Origin of the sequence: Serratia fonticola, from assembly GCF_001006005.1 — a bacterium.
In the GTDB taxonomy this organism is placed as follows: domain Bacteria; phylum Pseudomonadota; class Gammaproteobacteria; order Enterobacterales; family Enterobacteriaceae; genus Chania; species Chania fonticola.
The window spans coordinates 3,314,113-3,333,833 of the sequence record NZ_CP011254.1 but is presented as its reverse complement, the minus strand read 5'-3'; the positions used below and the strand labels follow the sequence as shown (position 1 = coordinate 3,333,833).

18 protein-coding genes are annotated in these 19,721 nt (G+C 56.3%); 11 read left to right on the top strand and 7 right to left on the bottom strand.

Going from position 1 to position 19,721, the window contains the following annotated elements:
- Positions 1 to 2: 2 nt before the first annotated feature.
- The 4 genes from ppiB (at position 3) to purK (ending at position 2,962) form a co-directional block, all read left to right on the top strand.
- Positions 3 to 497: a peptidylprolyl isomerase B gene (gene ppiB, locus WN53_RS14760; protein ID WP_024486088.1), complete on the top strand. Its 495-nt coding sequence runs from the start codon at positions 3 to 5 to the stop codon at positions 495 to 497.
- Positions 498 to 507: 10 nt separating this feature from the next.
- On the top strand, positions 508 to 1,230 hold the full coding sequence (locus WN53_RS14755) for a UDP-2,3-diacylglucosamine diphosphatase (protein WP_024486089.1): 723 nt from the start codon (positions 508 to 510) through the stop codon (positions 1,228 to 1,230).
- Positions 1,231 to 1,361: 131 nt separating this feature from the next.
- Positions 1,362 to 1,886, top strand: coding sequence for a 5-(carboxyamino)imidazole ribonucleotide mutase (gene purE, locus WN53_RS14750; protein ID WP_024486090.1), 525 nt, complete (start codon positions 1,362 to 1,364; stop codon positions 1,884 to 1,886).
- The gene (gene purK / locus WN53_RS14745; protein ID WP_024486091.1) at positions 1,883 to 2,962 is read left to right on the top strand and encodes a 5-(carboxyamino)imidazole ribonucleotide synthase; all 1,080 of its coding nucleotides are present in this window, start codon (positions 1,883 to 1,885) and stop codon (positions 2,960 to 2,962) included. The genes purE and purK overlap by 4 nt, the downstream gene beginning before the upstream one ends.
- A gap of 225 nt (positions 2,963 to 3,187) precedes the next feature.
- On the opposite strand, the gene ybbP is transcribed toward purK, so the two are convergent.
- On the bottom strand, positions 3,188 to 5,620 hold the full coding sequence (gene ybbP, locus WN53_RS14740) for a putative ABC transporter permease subunit YbbP (protein WP_024486092.1): 2,433 nt from the start codon (positions 5,618 to 5,620) through the stop codon (positions 3,188 to 3,190).
- A complete protein-coding gene (gene ybbA, locus WN53_RS14735; RefSeq protein ID WP_024486093.1) occupies positions 5,617 to 6,303 on the bottom strand; it encodes a putative ABC transporter ATP-binding protein YbbA in 687 nt (228 codons plus the stop codon). The genes ybbP and ybbA overlap by 4 nt, the downstream gene beginning before the upstream one ends.
- Here ybbA and tesA point away from each other — a divergent pair.
- The 3 genes from tesA to WN53_RS14720 all read left to right on the top strand — a co-directional run bounded on the left by tesA (position 6,274) and on the right by WN53_RS14720 (position 8,654).
- Positions 6,274 to 6,912, top strand: a complete 639-nt coding sequence (gene tesA, locus WN53_RS14730) for a multifunctional acyl-CoA thioesterase I/protease I/lysophospholipase L1 (RefSeq protein WP_161629432.1) — start codon at positions 6,274 to 6,276, stop codon at positions 6,910 to 6,912. The two genes, ybbA and tesA, sit on opposite strands and share 30 nt — an antisense overlap.
- Before the next feature lie 25 nt (positions 6,913 to 6,937).
- Complete coding sequence (locus WN53_RS14725) at positions 6,938 to 7,714, top strand: SDR family oxidoreductase (RefSeq protein WP_024486095.1); 777 nt, start codon at positions 6,938 to 6,940, stop codon at positions 7,712 to 7,714.
- An 85-nt stretch (positions 7,715 to 7,799) separates the two neighbouring features.
- The gene (locus WN53_RS14720; protein ID WP_021805422.1) at positions 7,800 to 8,654 is read left to right on the top strand and encodes a co-chaperone YbbN; all 855 of its coding nucleotides are present in this window, start codon (positions 7,800 to 7,802) and stop codon (positions 8,652 to 8,654) included.
- 43 nt (positions 8,655 to 8,697) lie between these two features.
- Here WN53_RS14720 and WN53_RS14715 read toward each other — a convergent pair whose 3' ends face one another.
- The 5 genes from WN53_RS14715 to WN53_RS14695 all read right to left on the bottom strand — a co-directional run bounded on the left by WN53_RS14715 (position 8,698) and on the right by WN53_RS14695 (position 14,744).
- Positions 8,698 to 9,924, bottom strand: a complete 1,227-nt coding sequence (locus tag WN53_RS14715) for an MFS transporter (protein WP_037413024.1) — start codon at positions 9,922 to 9,924, stop codon at positions 8,698 to 8,700.
- Between the two features lie 43 nt (positions 9,925 to 9,967).
- On the bottom strand, positions 9,968 to 10,870 hold the full coding sequence (locus WN53_RS14710; protein WP_046808088.1) for a carbamate kinase: 903 nt from the start codon (positions 10,868 to 10,870) through the stop codon (positions 9,968 to 9,970).
- A gap of 69 nt (positions 10,871 to 10,939) precedes the next feature.
- On the bottom strand, positions 10,940 to 11,758 hold the full coding sequence (locus WN53_RS14705; protein ID WP_024486469.1) for an oxamate carbamoyltransferase subunit AllH family protein: 819 nt from the start codon (positions 11,756 to 11,758) through the stop codon (positions 10,940 to 10,942).
- Between the two features lie 43 nt (positions 11,759 to 11,801).
- Positions 11,802 to 13,067 carry a YlbE family protein gene (locus tag WN53_RS14700; protein ID WP_024486470.1) on the bottom strand — a complete coding sequence of 422 codons (1,266 nt, stop codon included), beginning with the start codon at positions 13,065 to 13,067 and terminating at the stop codon, positions 11,802 to 11,804.
- 9 nt (positions 13,068 to 13,076) lie between these two features.
- Positions 13,077 to 14,744, bottom strand: coding sequence for an acyl-CoA synthetase FdrA (locus WN53_RS14695; protein WP_024486471.1), 1,668 nt, complete (start codon positions 14,742 to 14,744; stop codon positions 13,077 to 13,079).
- Positions 14,745 to 15,108: 364 nt separating this feature from the next.
- Here WN53_RS14695 and allD point away from each other — a divergent pair, with 364 nt between their 5' ends.
- The 4 genes from allD (at position 15,109) to allE (ending at position 19,630) form a co-directional block, all read left to right on the top strand.
- The gene (gene allD, locus WN53_RS14690; RefSeq protein WP_024486472.1) at positions 15,109 to 16,158 is read left to right on the top strand and encodes an ureidoglycolate dehydrogenase; all 1,050 of its coding nucleotides are present in this window, start codon (positions 15,109 to 15,111) and stop codon (positions 16,156 to 16,158) included.
- A 120-nt stretch (positions 16,159 to 16,278) separates the two neighbouring features.
- Positions 16,279 to 17,526, top strand: coding sequence for an allantoate deiminase (gene allC, locus WN53_RS14685; protein WP_024486473.1), 1,248 nt, complete (start codon positions 16,279 to 16,281; stop codon positions 17,524 to 17,526).
- On the top strand, positions 17,523 to 18,800 hold the full coding sequence (locus WN53_RS14680; protein WP_024486474.1) for an MFS transporter: 1,278 nt from the start codon (positions 17,523 to 17,525) through the stop codon (positions 18,798 to 18,800). Before allC ends, WN53_RS14680 begins: the two co-directional genes overlap by 4 nt.
- Positions 18,801 to 18,844: 44 nt before the next feature.
- Positions 18,845 to 19,630 (top strand): (S)-ureidoglycine aminohydrolase, encoded by a 786-nt coding sequence (gene allE, locus WN53_RS14675; protein WP_024486475.1) that lies wholly within the window; start codon positions 18,845 to 18,847, stop codon positions 19,628 to 19,630.
- The last annotated feature ends 91 nt before the right edge of the window (positions 19,631 to 19,721 follow it).

The following is a 19,721-nucleotide window of genomic DNA, read 5'->3' as shown; positions in this document are numbered from 1 at the left end:
CTATGGTTACTTTCCACACCAATCACGGCGATATCGTTATCAAGACCTTTGCTGACAAGGCACCGGTTACCGTTGAAAACTTCCTGAACTACTGCCGTGAAGGCTTCTACAACAACACCATCTTCCACCGTGTTATCAACGGCTTTATGGTTCAGGGCGGTGGTTTTGAACCTGGTATGCATCAGAAAGACACCAAAGCAACCATCAAGAACGAAGCTAACAACGGCCTGAAAAACACCCGTGGCACCCTGGCAATGGCTCGTACCAACGATCCACACTCTGCCACCGCCCAGTTCTTCATCAACGTGGTTGATAACGACTTCCTGAACTTCCGCGCTGAAAACTCCCAGGGTTGGGGTTACTGCGTATTTGCCGAAGTAGCAGAAGGCATGGACGTGGTCGAGAAGATCAAAGCGGTAAAAACTGGCCGCAGCGGCATGCACCAGGATGTACCGGTTGAAGATGTAGTGATCACCAGCGTTACCGTCAGCGAGTAATCGCGGCTGCATGAGCACGCTGTTCATCGCAGACCTGCATCTATGCGCACAGGAACCGGCAATTACTGCCGGTTTTCTGCGTTTTTTGCAGCGTGAAGCCGTTCACGCCGATGCGTTATATATCCTGGGCGATCTGTTTGAAGCCTGGATTGGTGATGACGACCCCGAGCCGTTGCATCACGAAATTGCCGCCGCATTAAAGGCGTTGCACCAGGCCGGAGTGCCCTGCTACTTCATCCACGGCAACCGCGATTTCCTGTTGGGTAAGCGCTTTGCCAAGCAGAGCGGTATGATCCTGCTACCTGAAGAGCAGGTCGTCGAGCTGTATGGCCGTAAGATCCTGATCCTGCACGGTGATACCCTGTGTACCGACGATCAGGCCTATCAGGAATTCCGCAAGAAAGTTCATAACACCTGGATCCAACGTGCTTTTCTGGCGCTCCCCCTGCGCTGGCGGTTGAAGATCGCCGCTAAAATGCGTGCGCGCAGCCAACAAAGCAACCAATACAAATCCACCGCGATTATGGACGTCAACCCGCAGGCCGTTGAGCAGGCCATGTTGCGTCACAACGTCCACTGGATGATCCACGGCCACACCCATCGCCCGGCAATCCATCCGCTGGCATTACCAAACGGTGAAGCCCATCGCGCGGTGTTAGGAGCCTGGCATACACAAGGCTCAATGATTAAAGTCACGGCAGATGCCGTCGAACTGATCGAGTTCCCCTTCTAGGTCGTTTTCCTGCTTTTGATGGCAAAAACCGTCGACGCAACCGTTTTCCTCGCCCTGTACCCATGATATGCTCTACGCCCTCATACGGCCTGCCAGCCGACGTTTGTCCACATCACAGGAGCCATGCACTCATGGGAGCCACCGCTACTTCAGCCGCCAACGCTGGGGTTAAAATCGCAATCGTAATGGGTTCAAAAAGTGACTGGGCCACTATGCAGTCCGCGGCCGAAGTTCTGACCACGCTGGATGTCCCGTTCCATGTCGAAGTTGTCTCCGCCCACCGTACGCCGGATAAACTGTTCAGCTTTGCCGAACATGCCAAGGCCATGGGTTTTGACGTGATCATCGCCGGTGCCGGGGGTGCTGCGCATCTGCCAGGCATGTTGGCGGCTAAAACGCTGGTTCCGGTGCTGGGTGTGCCGGTACAAAGCGCTGCATTGAGCGGTGTCGATAGTCTGTATTCCATCGTGCAGATGCCACGCGGCATTCCAGTTGGTACTCTCGCCATCGGTAAAGCCGGGGCGGCCAACGCCGGGTTGCTGGCAGCACAAATTCTGGCGTTGCACGATGCCGGGCTGGCACAGCGATTGGCGCAATGGCGTCAGGCCCAGACCGACGAGGTGCTTAACCACCCGGACCCACGGGAGGACGCATGAAGCCAGTTTGCGTACTGGGTAACGGCCAGTTAGGACGTATGCTGCGTCAGGCCGGTGAGCCGTTGGGGATTGCGGTTTATCCTGTCGGTCTGGATGCCGAGCCGGAAGCGGTTCCCTATCAAAATGCGGTGATCACCGCAGAGATCGAACGCTGGCCAGAAACTGCCCTGACCCGTGAGTTGGCAACTCACAATAACTTCGTCAACCGCGATATCTTCCCGCGTTTGGCCGATCGCCTGACACAGAAACAACTGCTCGATCAGCTTCATCTTGCTACCGCCCCTTGGCAATTGCTGGCAAACGCTAGCGAATGGCCGCAGGTGTTTGCCACCTTGGGTGAGTTGGCAATCGTTAAACGCCGCGTGGGTGGTTATGACGGCCGTGGGCAGTGGCGTTTGCGCCCTGGTCAAGAAGCGGAGTTACCGGCGGATAACTATGGCGAATGTATCGTCGAGCAGGGGATTAATTTCTCTGGCGAAGTGTCGTTGGTGGGTGCCCGTGGTCACGATGGCCAGTCGGTATTCTATCCGTTGACCCACAACCTGCACGAAGAAGGCATTCTGCGTACCAGCGTGGCCCTGCCACAGCCCAACCCGGCGTTGCAACAGCAGGCCGAGCAGATGTTGGCTGCGATCCTCGATGAGTTGAACTACGTGGGCGTGATGGCGATGGAGTGCTTTATCGTCGGCGACAGCCTATTGATCAACGAGCTGGCTCCGCGTGTCCACAACAGTGGCCACTGGACGCAGAACGGCGCTTCCATCAGCCAGTTTGAGCTGCATTTGCGGGCTATCCTGGGGCTGCCGTTGCCTAAGCCGGTGGTGAATACGCCTTCGGTGATGGTCAACCTGATTGGCACGGCAGTTAATCAGCAATGGCTGGCCCTGCCGCTGGTGCATTTGCACTGGTATGAGAAAGAGGTGCGTGAGGGACGTAAGGTGGGTCACCTGAATCTCAACGATCCTGATGCAGCCTCTTTGCAACAGGCGTTGCAGGCGTTAGCGCCGCTGCTACCTGCCGAGTACCAAAGTGGTTTGGCCTGGGCTCAGCAAAAGCTGGGTGATCTTGTAGGGTGATAGGCCTTTAATCTCGGAGTATACCCCTCACCCTAACCCTCTCCCACAGGGAGAGGGGACCGATCGAGTTAGGCCGAAAGGATAGTTATTCTTCATCAGCACTGGCTGATTGACCCTGCTCATCCTGGTTAAAGTGACGATCGAGTTGCTTGATCAGCTCTTTACTTCCAAAAGTGCAGGGGCTATCAGCTCCCTCTCCCTGTGGGAGAGGGTTGGGGTGAGGGGTCAACCTTCGTAGCTGCGGAACAACGCCCGGCCGCGCAGCAGGCGTACACCAAGCCAGCCGCCACACAGCGAGAGCAGCAAGGCACTCAGCAGCGGTAACGCCCACCACAGCACTGGCGTAGGTGCCCACGGGAAGTCGAACACCTTGGTTTGCAACAGCCACAGCGCCGCTTCCGCCCCCACCGCCGCCGCGATCCCGGCCACCAGCCCAAGCAACGCAAACTCGCACCACAGCGTACCGCGCAGCAGGCGTTTGCCAGCGCCTAGCGTGCGGTAGACCACCAGTTCCTGCCTACGCTGCCGCATCCCTACCTGTACCTGTGCCAACAACAGCAGACCGCCGCAGATCACCACCAGCACCACCATCACCTCCAGCGCCCTGCTCACCTGCTGCAACACGCCGCCGACCTGCTTGAGGATCGAACCGATATCCAGCAGGCTCAGGGTTGGGAACTGGCGGTTGAGCTGCGTCAGCACCTTGCCGTCGCCGTCATAGCGGAAGCTGGTCAGCCAGGTTTGTGGCTGGCCGTCCAATGCTCCCGGCGGGAAGATAAAGTAGAAGTTCGGCTTGAGGCTTTCCCAATCTACCTGCCGCAGGCTGGTAACTTTGGCGCTAAACGATTGAGTATCGCCGCTGAACGTCAAAGTATCGCCCAGTTGGATCTTGAGCCTGCCGGCGATCCCTTCATCCATCGAGACCTCGCCGGTTTTCGGTGGCCAGGTGCCTGCCGTCAGTGGGTTATGATCCGGCAGATCGCTTTGCCAGGTCAGATTCAGTTCACGGTTCACCGCCTCGCCACCGGGATCGTCTTCATGCACCCGCTCCGTTGCCACCTGCTGGTTAATTTCAGACAGGCGCACACGTACGATGGGATAGAAGGTTTCCTCATGCAGTTGATGCTGTTGCAAGAAGGCTTTCACCTGGGGAACCTGTGCCGTGGTCATATTCAGCAGGAAATAGTTCGGGCTGTCCGGCGGTAACTGCTGTTGCCAACGATCGAGCAGATCGCCACGCAATACCAGCAGCAGAGCCAGCAACATAAACGACAGTGAGAACGCGGCTAACTGGCTGATCGTCACCCAAGGCTGATGCAACAGGCGATTCACCGCCAACCGCAGCGCCAGATTTTTCAGCGTGATGCGCCGCAGCAGTAACAGGCTGCCCCAGCCTATTCCCCCCAGCAGCAAGGCCAGCACCACCATACCGGCCAGAATGGCCCACAGTAGCGTACTTGCCCCCATTAATACCGTCAGCAGCCCGACCACAATCACCGCAGTGGCTGGCAGGAAGTAACGCAGCGGCCAGACGTTGGCTACCACATCCCGGCGCAGTACGCGCAGCGGCTGAGTCGCCAGCAATTGCCGATACGGACGCAGCCCGACCAGCAGCGAAATCATGACCAGAGCCCCCATCGCCCAGAGCCACGGCCAGCCCCCAGCTGCGGGGAGTTCCCCCGGCAACACTGGTGCCAGCAAGCGGATCAGCACCGCTTCAAACCCAAGACCAATCACGCTGCCGCAGGTTCCCGCCAGCAGTAACACCGCCAGCCACTGGCCAATAATCAGCTTGCTGAGGGCCTTTCTGCCAGCGCCCAGGGTTTTCAGCACCGCAATCAGGTCATAGCGGCTGCGGCAATAGTGGCTCATCGCCACCGCCACAGCGGCGATCGACAGCAGCAAGGTAAGCAGCGCCGAAAGCAGCAGGAACTGTTGGGAACGCTGTAGCGATTTGCCTAGCGCGCTGCCGGACTCCTCCAACCCATACCAGCGCTGATCGGGTTTGAGCTGCGGTTTGAGGCGTTCTTCATAGCGTTGAATATCGGTTGGCGCACCGGCAAACATATAACGGTAGGTCAGGCGGCTGCCCGGCTGTACCGCTCCGGTTTTACCCACATCCGCCAGGTTGATGATAATGCCAGGCGCAGTCTGGAACGGATTGAAGCCAGAATCCGGCTCCTGCACGATTTCACCGGCGATGCGTAACGTGGTATCCCCCACCTCCAGATTGTCGCCGACCTTGATATCCAATAATGCCAACAGGCGCGGAGCCACCAACACGCTGCCCGGCACAGGTTTGAGATTGGCTGGCAGGGTTTCCAACTGCCCATACAGCGGATAGGCCGCATCGGTAGCCTTGACGTTGGCCAGTAGCGGACGATCCCCCGCGTAGGTCATGGTGGTAAAAGAGAGCTGGCGGCTGACTTTCAGCCCCTGTTGCTGGGCATCTAGCAGCCAGCCTTCCGGCACCGGGCGCGCGGTACGCAATACCCGATCCCCGGCGATAAAGTCGCGGCTTTGCTGGCTCAAGCCTTTGTCCATGCGATCGCTGATGCTGCCCAGTGCCAACACGCAGGCGACCGATAACGTCAGCGCCAGCCAGACGATCAGCAGCGAAGGCGAACGCCATTCACGCCAGAACCAACGCCAAATCATGCTTCCTCCCACAGCTTGCCTTCACGCAAGCGCAGCCGCCGCTGACAGCGAGCCGCCAGGGTCTCGTCATGGGTGACCAGTATCAGTGTGGTGGCGAAATCGCGGTTGAGGGAGAACAGCAGATCGGCTATGCGCTCACCGGTCTGGCGATCCAGGTTGCCGGTGGGTTCATCGGCGAACAGCACCCGTGGGCGGCCACTGAACGCCCGTGCCAGCGCCACACGCTGTTGCTCCCCACCGGAAAGTTGCGCTGGCAGGTGGCTAAGACGCTTGCCTAACCCCAACTGTTCCAGCAGTTGCACCGCTTGGTCCCGGCTTTGACGATCGCTTTCACCACGCAGCAGCGCGGGGAGTTGTACGTTTTCCAACGCGTTCAAGGTGGGGACCAGCATGAAAGACTGGAATACAAAGCCGACGTTTTTAGCCCGCAGCGCAGCGCGCCCTTCTTCATCCAGCGCCGTCAGCGATTCCCCCAGCAGGCTAACTTCTCCTTCGCTGCCGTCGTCCAGCCCGGCAAGGATGCCCAACAAGGTCGATTTGCCTGAACCGGACTCGCCGATCAGCGCAATTGTCTGTGCGGGTTTGACAACCAGCTCGACTCCGGTAAGGATGGTAAGCTGATGCTCACCCTGACCAACGTGTTTACTAAGATGATGAACTTCAAGAACGTTTTCCGCTGGCATCTTCCCTTCCTTTTGCTGTTGGGATTATTCAGTTTACGTGCTGTCGCTGCCGATACCTTATTGATTTTGGGCGACAGTTTAAGTGCTGGCTATCGGTTGCCGGTAGCGCAGGCCTGGGCAACTCGCCTGGCCGATGAGTGGCAGAAACAACCTGGCCACCCGACCGTGGTCAATGCCAGTATCAGCGGTGACACCGCCGCTCAGGGGCTGGCACGCTTGCCCGAGCTGTTGAAACAACATCAACCCCGCTGGGTGCTGATCGAGCTGGGTGCCAACGATGGTCTGCGCGGCTTCCCGGCTGCGGATATCGAGCGCGATCTCAACCAGATTATCACGCTGGTTTTGCAGGCGGGGGCCAAACCGCTGCTGATGCAAATTCATATTCCGCCAAACTATGGCCGCCGCTACACCGAGGCTTTCGGTGCGCTGTATCCTGCGTTGGCCAAGCAGTTCGACATTCCGCTGCTGCCGTTTTATATGGAACAGGTGGTGATCAAACCGGAATGGATGCAGGATGACGGTTTGCACCCCAATCAGGATGCCCAGCCGTTTATCGCCACCTGGATGGCGCAACAGTTGGAACCACTAGTTAAACATGAGTCTAACTGAATAGGGTTAGCTACTAGGTAAAGTTATGCAAAAAGCGGTATTGATAACCGGCTGTTCCAGCGGGATAGGATTGATTGCAGCGCAAGATCTGCGTAACCGTGGCTATCGCGTGCTGGCCGCCTGCCGTAAGCCGGAAGACGTGGAAAATATGCGCCAGCTCGGGCTGGAAGGCATCGAACTGGATCTGGACGATAGCGCCAGCGTAGAACGCGCCGCCGCACAGGTGATCGAGCTGACCAACGGGCGGCTGTACGGTCTGTTCAACAATGCCGGTTTCGGCGTTTACGGCCCGCTCAGCTCGATTTCACGCCAACAGCTGGAACGGCAATTCTCCGCCAACCTGTTTGGCACCCACCAGCTCACCCAGTTGCTGCTGCCAGCCATGCTGCCGCACGGTGAAGGGCGCATTATTCAGACCAGTTCGGTGATGGGGTTAATCTCCAGCGCCGGGCGTGGGGCCTATGCCGCCAGCAAATTTGCGCTGGAAGCCTGGTCGGACGCGTTGCGCATGGAGTTGCACGGCAGCGGCATTCAGGTCAGCCTGATCGAGCCAGGCCCGCTGACGACCCATTTCACCCAGAACGTCAATCAGGCGCAAAGCGATAAACCGGTGCACAACCCGAGCATCGCCAAGCGGTTGACGCTGCCTGCCGAAGCGGTGTTACCGAAGCTACGCCATGCGCTGGAAAGCCCCAAAGCCAAGCTGCGCTATCCGGTCACCCTGCTGGCGCATACCATGAGCATCCTGCGCCGCCTGCTGCCGGGCCGTGCGCTGGACTGGCTATTGCGCAGTAATGGTTAAGCAAACGGGGGTTAAGGGTTGAAGCTCGCCGCTTTGCCCCCATTTAGAATAGATTGGCTCCGCAAGATCAGATTAGAGAGAAACCATGCTAGCTCAAGCCGTTGTTGATATTAACGAAACTAACCTGCACCAAACGCTGGAACAGTCCATGTCCCAGCCGGTGCTGTTCTACTTCTGGTCAGATCGCAGCCAGCACTGTCTGCAGCTCACCCCGATACTGGATAAACTGGCGGCGGAATACGCGGGTCAGTTCGTTCTGGCGAAGGTGGATTGCGATGCCGAGCAGGCGATCGCCGCCCAGTTTGGCCTGCGTTCCCTGCCAACCGTCTATCTGTTCAAGGATGGTCAACCGGTTGATGGTTTCCAAGGGCCGCAGCCGGAAGAGATGATCCGCGAATTCCTGCAGCGTTTCCTGCCAAAAGCCGAAGACCTCAAGCTGGCAGAAGCCACCGAACTGTTACAGGAAGACCGTGCTGCAGAAGCTCTGCCTTTGTTGAAAGACGCCTGGAGTCTCAGCAATCAGCGCAGCGATATCGGCCTGACGTTGGCGGAAACCCAGATCGCCCTGAACAAGACGGATGATGCCGAAGCGGTGCTGGCGACCATCCCATTGCAGGATCGCGATACCCGTTACCTCGGCCTTGTCGCGCAGATTGAGCTGATGAAGCAGGCCGCCGATACGCCGGAAATTCAGCAGTTGCAGCAGCAGGTTCAGCAACAGCCGGAAAACGTCGAACTTGCCGTGCAGTTAGCCTTGCAACTGCATCAGGTTGGCCGTAACGAAGAGGCGCTGGAATTGCTGATGGGTCATCTGAAAAAGGATTTGGCGGCGGCTAACGGTAGCGCCCGCAAGACCTTGATGGATATCCTGGCCGCACTGGGGACTGGCGATGCGCTGGCCGCCAAATATCGCCGCCAGCTGTATTCACTGCTGTATTAATCGAACGTGGGCGCAGCCGCACGGTTGCGCCCTGCATCCAACATCAAGCCTCCTGCGCCGGTTTCCCCTCTTTGACGAACAACATAGCGATAAAGCCCACCACCGTGATCATCGCGGCAAAATAGAAGCCCGCATTCAGCGTCCCCGTGCTGTCGGCAATAAAGCCGGTCACGTAAGGCGCAAAGATCGACGCCGCCATACCAAAGAAGTTATACAGCCCGAAAGCGGTACTGAGCGCGGCTCGCGGTGCGTTGTCTGCCACCAGTGCGATCAGTACCGGGTTGAGGCTGATTTTGCCGATAAACCCATACAGCACCAATACGCCAATCAACGCCGCTTCGCTGGTGGAATAGACGATGCCGAAGATCGCCAGCAGTGAGAAAGGCAGCATAAACAGCACCACCGGTTTTCTACGGCCCAGCTTGTCGGAGATATAGCTGCAAATCAGCGTCCCGAGCACCGAGATCCACGGTACGATGGAGGCGATGCTAGCAGCGTGCACAATATCCATACCGCGTTCTTTTTGCAGGTAATACGGCAGCCAGGTAATGATCACGAAGAAGCCGTAGATCGAGCAAAAGATGGTGATGTAGGCCATCAGCAGGTTACGGTTTTTAAACAGATCCAGGAAACTGAATTCGCTCTTTGCTGCCGCCGTTACTGGAGTGTCGCTGGCACTTTGCGGCGCTTTTTCCCGAATGAAAAACAGCATCAGCAGCGCCACAATAAACACCGGAACCGCCATCGCCAGGAACGGCATCTTCCACGAAGTATGAAAGTGTTCGATCATAAAGCTGGAAAGGTAATACCCCAGCGCGATACCGAACGACATCCCACTACCGATCACCGCACTGCCCAAGGTGATCCATTTCTTGGGGATGGCCTCGGAAGAAAGCGCATACTGCGGGCCATAATAGACGCCTTGCGAAGCTCCGGTCAGCATCCACAGTACGATGAAAATCAGAAAGTTGGATGAGATGCTGACGGCAGCGATAAACAGCGCAAACAGCATAAAGCCGCTAACCAGAATGCGTTTTCTGCCCAGACGGTCGCCCAATAGTCCGGCAGGCACCTGTAAAATGGTGTAGGTCAGAAAGAACAGGCTGCTGATTAAGCCCAGATGGCTTTTTGACAGCCCGAACTCGGTTTGGATCTGCGGCATGATGGGGCTAAGTACCGAACGCCCGGCATAGATAACGACCCAGCCGAGAAAGAAAATCACGACGGTTTTAATCCAATAGGGCATTCGCTCTGTTTTTATAGTTTGCATATTCATTTTCCCTTGGTTAATGGGCCGCTCGGCCCATCCAGTATTACGGCGTAATTAATGTCCCCGCAGTGCCTGCCAGTACCGACTCGATATCCTGCAAGGCACCGATATGTGCCACCTTGCCGCTACGCTGCACAAAGCGGCTGACCGCCATGATTTTTGGCCCCATCGAGCCATCGGCTACCGCCATCGGGGCCAGCTCTTGGGTGGTGGCCGAACGAATGGCTTTTTGCTGCGGGGTGCCCCAGTGCTGATACACCGCATCCGCATCGGTAAGGATCACCAGGTGATCGGCATCCAGGGCTTCGGCCAGTAACGCAGAGGCCAGATCCTTGTCGATCACCGCTTCGCTGCCGACCATCCCCTGTGCGCTGGCCACCATCGGAACGCCGCCACCGCCGTTGCAAATCACGATGTGGTTTTTCGCCAGCAGCAGATTGATCGCTTCAATATCGATAATCTTTTTCGGTTCAGGGGAAGGCACCACCCGGCGCAGGTATTTCCCATCCAGCTTCATGCTCCAGCCATACTTATTTTCCAGCTCGGCTTGCTGCTGTGGCTCATAAACCGGCCCGATAAATTTACTGGGTTCCCGATACGCCGGATCTTCGCTGTCCACCAAGACGCGAGTCAGCAATGTGGACACCGGCTGAGCCGGATGGAACGCCCCTAGCTGCTGCGCCAGCATATAGCCGATCATGCCCTGGCTTTCTGCCACCAGAATGTCGAGCGGATAAGGGGGAACATCGCGATAGGACAGGTTTTGTAACGCCAACAGCCCCACCTGTGGGCCGTTACCGTGCACGATGGCGATGCGGTATTTCTTGGCCAGCTTGCCAATGGCATCGGCAATTAACGCAATGCTCTGGTACTGATTCTCTGCAGATAACACCGCGCCACGCTTTAACAGGGCGTTGCCCCCCAAGGCAATTACTAAAGTTTCCATTCAGATACCCATTTTCAAGTAATAGCAGCCCATACCGAACGGCATTCGGCATGGTTTTCCGCTGATAAATTAATAAAGACGATTGATTGCCATCGCGCCCAACCAGACGCCCAATAGCGTGTCCGCACCGGAAAAATGGCCAGTTGCCAACATGTCGTTGATGGCCGCGGGTAATTCTTGAGGCCTGAGTAAGGCGCGTGCCAGAAGTTGTACCGGGGTGGAGAAGATCCCCTGCTCGGCAAACTGCAAATAGTGGACGCTGACCAAGGTGGTCAACTGGTTTAAAGGTTGGCTGGCGGCAAAAAAGGACGGCAACCTTACGACATCCACGCGGCTATCAAGATGAGCCGCCAACAACATGCCCAGCACCGTGTCATCATTGCTTGGCGTCAAGCCAGGGCCTTTGCCAAGCACGGCGCTCCAGTCTACTTTCTGCCCCAACAACCAGGCGGTAAAGTGCTGCTGTAGCTCGCGAATTTCCAGGCAATGCGGCTGGTCAACCAGGCTATCCAGGCGGCCAAACAGGCCGGTCTGGGCGTCAACATCGGCCAGCGCGGCAGCCAATGGCGGCAACGCAATTTCTCCACTCACCTTCAGGCAGAGATCCAAACACCTCCCCTGGCGGTAGATGGCAATGTCCTCGAGCTCAATCCCCGCCGGTGAAAGCTGGCAATGCTGGGCCGCAGGCAGGCTGTCAAAGATTTCATCGAAGTCGTCGTCGCCAATTTCCCAGCCCATCGGGCTAAGCCCACGTCCTTCACGGTGCAGCGTCAGTAACCGATCGTTGGGCGAGAGAAAGTTGATGGCATTGTTGAAACGCCCCACACAGCGTAACGGACCGTAATCTTGCGTGGCATAGCGGCTGATGGCTAACGCGGTGATGTCCATAACTTGCTCCCTAGCCCGGAGTTACCTCCGGGCGAACCGGTTGTTACGCGCTGATGCCCAGCTTTTCTGCCAGCGCTTCGATGGCTTTTTCAAAGCAGCCTAATGGAGCACGCACGGTACCGGCACCAATCTGCCCAACCCCGGCTTCACGGTGGGCAATCCCGGTGTTGATCAACGGCGTAATACCGGTTTCCACCACCCGACGGGCATCCAGCCCCAAGCAGGCGCCTTGGAAGTCCCAGGTTGGGATTTGCAGCATCATGTTGCGTTCCAGGTAAATCTCGGCCATCTCTTCGGAGATATCGGTCGCGGCACTCATGCCACCGGCAGCACCGACAAAGCGGGTCACGCCTGGTGCAGCGACCATGGCCGCGCCGCCAATGCCGAAGGTCTCGGTAATGGCGCTATCGCCAATATCCGGGTTGGCGTCGGCCTGGCTATAGCCGGAGAAGAACAGGCCTTCCGGCGTATTGACCGGCGCGGTAAACCATTGGTCGCCCATGCCGCTGATCTTGATGCCAAAGTTTTTGCCGTTACGGGTCATCACCGTCACGATGGTGCCTTGTTTAATCTCGGCCCCGGCATCCATGGCCGCCTTGCAATAGGCCATCGCCAGGTTGAGGAAGAACTGATCGGTGATGCTGAGGAATTGCATGACCTTGGCCAGCTCAACGTTGTCCCGCTCAAGCAGGCTGATTTTCGGGGCTAACAGACGCATCAGCAGCGCCGACGCCGCGATATTACGCTGGTGGAACTCGTCCCCCATGGTGATGGCCTGAGCCATGACGGCGGTAAGATCGATCCCTTCATCAAAGGTGGCCAGTACCTCTTTCAGTACCGGTGCCAATGAGTCACGCATCCAGCACAGGCGAGCCTGCACGTCTGGCCCATAGGCACCAAAGCGCATCACCTTACCGATCCCTTCGTTCAGGTTGCAGTAGGCATGGTTGCCATGAACGGTGTTTTTCACCACCACCAGCGGCATATGGGCCGAGGTGATGCCCCCCATCGGGCCAACGGCACTGACGTTATGGCAAGGGATGAATTCAATCTCACCCTTTTCCAGCAGCGCCAACGCCTGCTGCTCGCTTTCGGCCCACTGCTCAAACAGGCAGGCCCCAATGCAGGCACCGCGAACCGGGCCACTCATTTCCGCCCAGGTGACCGGCGGGCCGGCATGCAGCAATTTTCTCCCCTGTGCCAACTGCGGGATCAGGTTTTTAGCTAAATCAACATCCTGCCAATGTGGGCGGGCTTCACGGATCCTGGCGATAACGGCAGCGTTTGCTTGTTCAATAGTTGCGTACATATCAATCCCTTACTTTAAATTTTTCAGTATGTTAGCCAATCGTTGATTACCACCGGCCACCGGGGCCCATTGGTAATGCACCACTGAAATTTCGTTGGTTTGCAGATCGTCGGCAAAGCTACGCAAGCCTGCATTGATCACGGAAACACCGGCCAGCATGGCGGGTGCGGGTTCGTTAGTACCCAGCGCAGGAGGGGCGATTAACTGGCAGGCCAGCGCTACCGCTTCAGGCAGCGAATTCATCACGGCAATGCCCGCCTCGTTGAGCGTGGCAATCTGTTTCGAACGCTGCTGGGGATCTTGTTCGGTGCCTGTCACCGTGGCGATAACTGCCAGCGGATGTGCCGCACCACGCTTTTCGCGTACGCGTTTGACTTCGGTAGCCAAGGAATCTGCGGGATCTTCCTGGGCGCCATAGCCAATCACCACATCCAGCAGCAACACGCCAATCTGCGGCTGCTGAGCAAGGCGAGCGATTTCCTGATTACGGGTAGACGGGTCGATCATTGGGTGCGGTTTACCCTGGGTGTAGAAATCGTCCCCCATATCAATAATGCGGTGCCCGTCGGCATTGAGCATTGAGCCATGCTGATGCTTGCTGTCGGCCTCCACGCCCAGCCGATCGGCCAGCAACATGGCGCATTCCGCTGCCAGCGTGCCACCGGCGTACAGACCGGAGATTTTGCCACCGCATACCGCAGGTTGCTGTGCGGCCATTTGCTGCACGTTTGCCAACATCGCTGCCAGGCGTGCAGCCTCATCCAATGTAGTGGCGAAGGTGATGTTATCTTCCTGCTTCAGTGCGTTCCTGGCGCCAAGGAACAACGCGACAACCGGTTTGCCAAGGGTCTTCATCTCATCGATAACCCGTTGACGTACCGCTTCGGCCGGAGGCTTGGAGACAAACGCCAACACCTGGCTTTGCGGATCGGCCGCCAACATACGCAGTGCGGTGATAGCGCTGATACCACCGATTTCGGCGGTTAAATCACGCCCGCCCAAGCCAATGGCATGAGAGACACCCTGCCCGGCCAGGGTAATTTGTGAGGTCAGCTCCTGGATACCCGTTCCCGAGGCGCCAATGATGCCGATCATGCCTTTGGGGGCGACGTTGGCAAAGGCCAGCGGTGCCCCGGCAATATTGGCCGTGCCGCAGTCTGGCCCCATCACAATCAGGCCCTTGTCGCGCGCCTTGGTTTTTAGCGCCACTTCCTGCTCAACGCTGACGTTGTCGGAAAACATCATCACGTTGCAGCCATCGTCCAGCGCCTGATCGGCCAGTTGCGCGGCATATTCCCCTGCAATGGAAATCAGCACCATATTGGCATCCGGCAGCTTCTGTCGCGCCATGCGCCAACTGCGTGCCTTGAGCAGGCGTTTTCCGCCCTGCTGCCCCTGAGCAATGGCTTTCAACGCCAGGTCTAACGCTTCACCGATCTGTGCAGTGATGCTGTCATCGGCAGACTCCGCCTTGATGGCCACGCAAATATCATTGGGGGTCGCTTCACTGAATTGCGGATGCCAGAAACCGGTCGCTTCAAGTAAGGATTTATTGGCCGGTGTCCCCATCATGACCGATATTTCTTCGACGTTGGGTGATTCGCTAAGCTTGCGGGAAATTAGCATCAGGCTGACGGAATCCTGAAAGCTCCCTTTTTTTATAAAAGCATGGATCATAGTGATATCCTTAAAACAGCATGTGAACTTCGCAATGGGCGTTCTCAGATATTTTTAGCAACCTATTTATTTCAGACCCCATATTCTTATTGGCCAAGCTACAAATAAAACCCGTTGACGAAGGTGAGTCTCATCACACTTTGCCCATTGTTAGAAAAAATCATCAAGTCCGGTGGGAATTAATTAAATTCAATCATCAGAAACACGGCGCTTTGTTAAAAATAATCTAACAATGGTAATGCCATTCAATGAAAATTTAAGCCAATAAAACAATAGCCGTCTGGATCACATTATTCCCTTGCTATGTTTATACAGTAGGAGACAGAGATAGTTTAAATAAACCGTAGTAACGAAAGGACTGTCTATGAAAGTCTCTAAGCAGCAACTGCACCAACTGATTCAAAATAAAATTCATTCTGCAGGCCTAAGCCAGGAACACGCCGGGATTGTCGCGGACGTTTTGGTCCATGCGGATGCGCGCGGGATCCATTCCCACGGCGCGGTGAGGGTGGAATATTATTCTGAACGCATCAGCAAAGGCGGCACCAATAACGACCCGCATTTCACCTTTGAAAAAACCGGCCCTTGCAGCGCAGTTTTTGATGGCGACAACGGTGCCGGGCACGTCGCAGCCAAGCTGGGTATGGACCACGCCATCGAAATGGCGAAAGAGAACGGCGTAGCGGTGGTAGGCGTTCGCCGCATCGGCCACAGTGGCGCGCTGTCTTACTTTGTGCAACAGGCCGCCCATGCGGGCATGATTGGCATATCAGTGTGTCAGTCGGATCCGATGGTCGTCCCATATGGCGGTGCAGAGGTCTATTACGGCACCAACCCTATCGCTTTCTCGGCACCGGCCGAAGGCGACGACATCATGACCTTCGATATGGCCACTACGGTTCAAGCCTGGGGCAAGGTGCTGGATGCTCGCTCACGCAACGTGCCAATCCCGGATACCTGGGCGGTAGACAGCGAAGGCAATAACACCACCGATCCTTTCGCCGTCAGCGGTCTGTTGCCTATCGCCGGGCCAAAAGGTTACGGCCTGATGATGATGGTCGATATTCTATCCGGCGTGTTGCTTGGCCTGCCGTTCGGCAAACACGTCAGCTCGATGTATCACGATTTAAGCGCAGGCCGGGAATTGGGCCAACTGCATATCGTGCTCAACCCAAGCTATTTCACCAACGAAGTGACCTTCCGCAAACATATCAGCCAGGTAATGAGAGAACTGAACGAAATCAAACCGGCGCCTGGCGTGAAACAAGTGCTCTACCCTGGCCAGGGTAGCCATATGCGTGAAATAGAAAATGAAAAGAATGGCATCGATATTGTTGACGACATTTATCAATACCTGATTTCTGATGATATTTACCAACGTTCCTACGACCATAAAGATCCGTTCGCCAGTTAATCGTCAGATCAATTAAATCAGGCGGAGAAAAGCTATTTTCACCGCCATTTCCCTTATCAACCCTCCCGACAAAGCTGAGTTGGCGCATGTCTCAGGGACGTTACAAACAGGCAGATAAATATGAAGAATTTCCAACAAGAAATTAGTGAAACTTCTGGCTGGTTATCCAAGATCGGGGCAGCTCCCAGCGGCGGCATGACGCGTTTGCTGTATACCTCTGAGTGGGTGGAAGCCCAACAGGCGCTGAAGCAGGCTTTTGAAACCGCCGGTCTGGCGACCTCTTTTGATGCCGTCGGCAATTTATCCGGCCGCCTGCAGGGCAGCAAATATCCCGATCATGTGATCCTTTCTGGCTCGCACATCGATACGGTCGTCAACGGCGGCAACCTTGATGGTCAATTTGGCATCGAAGCCGCCTATCTGGCGATCAAACATCTCAAAGAGACCTACGGCGCGCCATTGCGCACGCTGGAAGTCATCTCTCTGGCCGAGGAGGAAGGCAGCCGTTTCCCTTACGTTTTCTGGGGCAGTAAAAACATTATCGGCTCCGCTCGCCCGGAAGAAGTCAAAAGCATCTGTGATGCCAAAGGCGTGAATTTCGTTGACGCCATGCATAGCGCAGGCTTTGACTTCCGCCCGCAAGACCAACCGCTGCGCAAAGATATCGCCGCCTTCGTTGAACTGCATATCGAGCAGGGCAAAGTGTTGGAGACCGAAGGAAAAACCATTGGCATAGTCACCAGCATCGTCGGCCAGCGCCGCTACGATATCAAACTCAAGGGCGAGGCCAACCACGCGGGCACCACGCCAATGGGTTACCGCAAAGATACCGTTTATGCCTTCAGCCGGATCTGCTGCGAATCCATCGCCAAGGCCAAAGCGGAAGGCGACCCGCTGGTGCTGACCTTTGGCAAGGTCGAGCCCAAGCCTAACACCGTCAACGTCGTGCCTGGTTTCACTCATTTCACCCTGGATTGCCGCCACACCGACAAAGCAACGCTGCTGCGTTTTACCCAAGAGATCGAAGCCGATATTCAGCGTATCTGTGCCGAAATGAGCATTGAGGTCGAGATCGACCTGTGGATGGATGAAACGCCGATCCCAATGGACAAACAGCTGCTGGCCTGCGTCAGCCACCTGTGTGAAAGCCATAAGATGAACTACCGCATGATCCACAGCGGTGCTGGCCATGACTCACAGATTTTTGCCCCGCACGTGCCGACGGTGATGATGTTTGTGCCAAGCATTGCCGGTATCAGCCATAACCCGGCGGAGAAAACCGAACTGTCCGACCTGGCCGAAGGGGTGAAAATTCTGGCGCATACCTTATACCAACTGGCCTATACCGAGCAGGGAGCCCGCCTATGAGCAACAGCAAAGCCTCTTCCAACACCGGGTTTGACCCGCTGTACTGGAAAAAAATCGTGGTGGTCCTGTGTCTGGGCTGGGCGGTGATCTGGATTTACCGCACGGTGCTGACACCGATCTTCCCTGAGATCCAGGCAACCATCGGCTCGCATTCCAACGCCGAGATGGGCCTGATCGCCAGCTTCTACTTCTTTGCCTATACCGGGATGCAAATCCCCGCCGGGATCCTGGTGGATAAGTTCGGCAAGAAGGTGGTGCTGATCCCAGGCTTTTGCCTGTTTATCATCGCCACCTTGCTGATCGGTAACGCCACCAGCCTGACCATGATCTACGCCGGTAGCCTGCTGGCCGGGATGGGCTGTGGCTCTTACTACGGCTCGGCATACTCGCTGTCATCAGAAAACATTCCGCTGGAACGCCGTGGTTTGGCCACCGCCATTATCAACAGCGGCTCCGCACTGGGGATGGCCATTGGCCTGATCGCCTCCAGCCTGCTGGTGAAAAGCATGGGGATGGACTGGCAAATCATGCTGTTTATCATCACCGGCCTGCTGGTGGTAATGACGGTGGTGTTCTTCCTGGTGATCAAGGGGGGCTCCTACACCGCCTCTCTGGCCGCCAGCCCGGCAGCCTCTGCGGCCACGCCAGTGGAAGAGACCGAGGAAGCCAGTGGGTTGTTCAGCCTGCGGATGATTTCCGCCTACGTGATGTATTTCGCCACCTGCTATGGCTACTACATGATCGTGACCTGGCTGCCTTCCTTCCTGCAACAGGAACGTGGGTTCGAAGGAGTGGCCATCGGCTTCTCTGCCGCGCTGGTGGCCTTTGCCTCCGTGCCAGGGGCGCTGTTCTTCAGCCGCATGTCTGACCGTTTCCGCGCCAAGAAAGTGCAGTTGATCATCTTCTTGCAAATCTGTGCCGCCGTGACGCTGGTCTGCACCGTGATCTCACCGGACTCCACCACCCTGCTGGTCAGCCTGATCCTTTACGGCCTGCTCGGTAAGCTGGCGGTGGATCCGATCATGATCTCCTTCGTGGCAGATAACGCTCCGAAGAAAGGCTACGGCACCAGCTTTGGCGTGTTTAACTTTTTCGGCATGTCCTCTTCAGTGATTGCTCCCTTCCTCACCGGGGTGATCTCCGACAGCACCGGCTCCAAGGTGATGGGGTTCTATATCTCCGCCGCCATCCTGCTGATCGGCACCGTGATCTTCTTTACCGTCAACGTATTGATGAAGCAGAAAAACAATCGCCAAACGGCGGCACAGGCATAATTTTTGTTGTAGGGCTACGGCCCTGACTAATCAGGAGAATTACCGTGGGTTATATCAATAATCAGATTGGCTATCCAAAAGATATCTTGGCTTCGCGCTCCATTATCAAACGCGACAACTATGCCGTGATCCCACCGGATGGCCTGGTGCGTAACATCATTCCTGGCTTTGAGAATTGCGACGTCACCATTCTTGCCACCCCGAAACTGGGCGCCACTTTTGTCGATTATCTGGTGACGCTGCATGATGGCGGCCGTAACCAGCAAGGCTTTGGCGGTGAAAATATAGAAACCTTGGTCTACGTTATCGAAGGTAACATCACCGCGTCAGCCGACAGCACCGATTATCCACTCACCACTGGTGGCTATCTGTATTGCCCTGCCGGCGTGATGCTGCGCCTGGAGAACACCAACGGCGGCAAGCCAAGCCAGCTGTTCCTCTACAAGCGTGTCTACAACCGCATCAAGGGCTATGAAGCCCACGTGGTGAGCAACAACGTCAACAAGCTGGAAAGAATTCACTATGAAGGCATGAGCGATGTGATCCTGCAAGATCTGCTACCGAAGGATCTAGGGTTCGATATGAACATTCATATCCTCTCCTTCAAGCCAGGTGCCAGCCATGGCTATATCGAAACCCACGTGCAGGAACATGGGGCGTATATTCTCAGCGGTGCTGGGGTATATAACCTGGATAACGAGTGGATCCCGGTCAAGAAAGGGGATTACATCTTTATGGCCGCCTACGTTCCACAAGCCGGTTATGCGGTGGGCCAGGAAGAGTTCAGCTATATCTACTCGAAAGACTGCAACCGCGACGTCGACTTCTAAACCCGCTTCAAGGCCACGCTCCATGTAGTGTGGCCTATTTGATTGAAGCAGAGTCTTATTGTTCATTCAGTAATCAATCTTCCCCTCACCC

Bases quoted from the DNA above. Each gene is read 5' to 3' on its own strand.
- tesA (WP_161629432.1), top strand. From the start codon at position 6,274: ATGAACTTCAAGAACGTTTTCCGCTGGCATCTTCCCTTCCTTTTGCTG.
- WN53_RS14720 (WP_021805422.1), top strand. From the start codon at position 7,800: ATGCTAGCTCAAGCCGTTGTTGATATTAACGAAACTAACCTGCACCAA.
- WN53_RS14725 (WP_024486095.1), top strand. From the start codon at position 6,938: ATGCAAAAAGCGGTATTGATAACCGGCTGTTCCAGCGGGATAGGATTG.
- WN53_RS14710 (WP_046808088.1), bottom strand. From the start codon at position 10,870: ATGGAAACTTTAGTAATTGCCTTGGGGGGCAACGCCCTGTTAAAGCGT.
- ybbA (WP_024486093.1), bottom strand. From the start codon at position 6,303: ATGCCAGCGGAAAACGTTCTTGAAGTTCATCATCTTAGTAAACACGTT.
- ybbP (WP_024486092.1), bottom strand. From the start codon at position 5,620: ATGATTTGGCGTTGGTTCTGGCGTGAATGGCGTTCGCCTTCGCTGCTG.
- WN53_RS14705 (WP_024486469.1), bottom strand. From the start codon at position 11,758: ATGGACATCACCGCGTTAGCCATCAGCCGCTATGCCACGCAAGATTAC.
- WN53_RS14695 (WP_024486471.1), bottom strand. From the start codon at position 14,744: ATGATCCATGCTTTTATAAAAAAAGGGAGCTTTCAGGATTCCGTCAGC.
- purE (WP_024486090.1), top strand. From the start codon at position 1,362: ATGGGAGCCACCGCTACTTCAGCCGCCAACGCTGGGGTTAAAATCGCA.
- purK (WP_024486091.1), top strand. From the start codon at position 1,883: ATGAAGCCAGTTTGCGTACTGGGTAACGGCCAGTTAGGACGTATGCTG.
- WN53_RS14715 (WP_037413024.1), bottom strand. From the start codon at position 9,924: ATGCAAACTATAAAAACAGAGCGAATGCCCTATTGGATTAAAACCGTC.
- WN53_RS14700 (WP_024486470.1), bottom strand. From the start codon at position 13,067: ATGTACGCAACTATTGAACAAGCAAACGCTGCCGTTATCGCCAGGATC.
- WN53_RS14755 (WP_024486089.1), top strand. From the start codon at position 508: ATGAGCACGCTGTTCATCGCAGACCTGCATCTATGCGCACAGGAACCG.
- allD (WP_024486472.1), top strand. From the start codon at position 15,109: ATGAAAGTCTCTAAGCAGCAACTGCACCAACTGATTCAAAATAAAATT.
- allC (WP_024486473.1), top strand. From the start codon at position 16,279: ATGAAGAATTTCCAACAAGAAATTAGTGAAACTTCTGGCTGGTTATCC.
- WN53_RS14680 (WP_024486474.1), top strand. From the start codon at position 17,523: ATGAGCAACAGCAAAGCCTCTTCCAACACCGGGTTTGACCCGCTGTAC.
- ppiB (WP_024486088.1), top strand. From the start codon at position 3: ATGGTTACTTTCCACACCAATCACGGCGATATCGTTATCAAGACCTTT.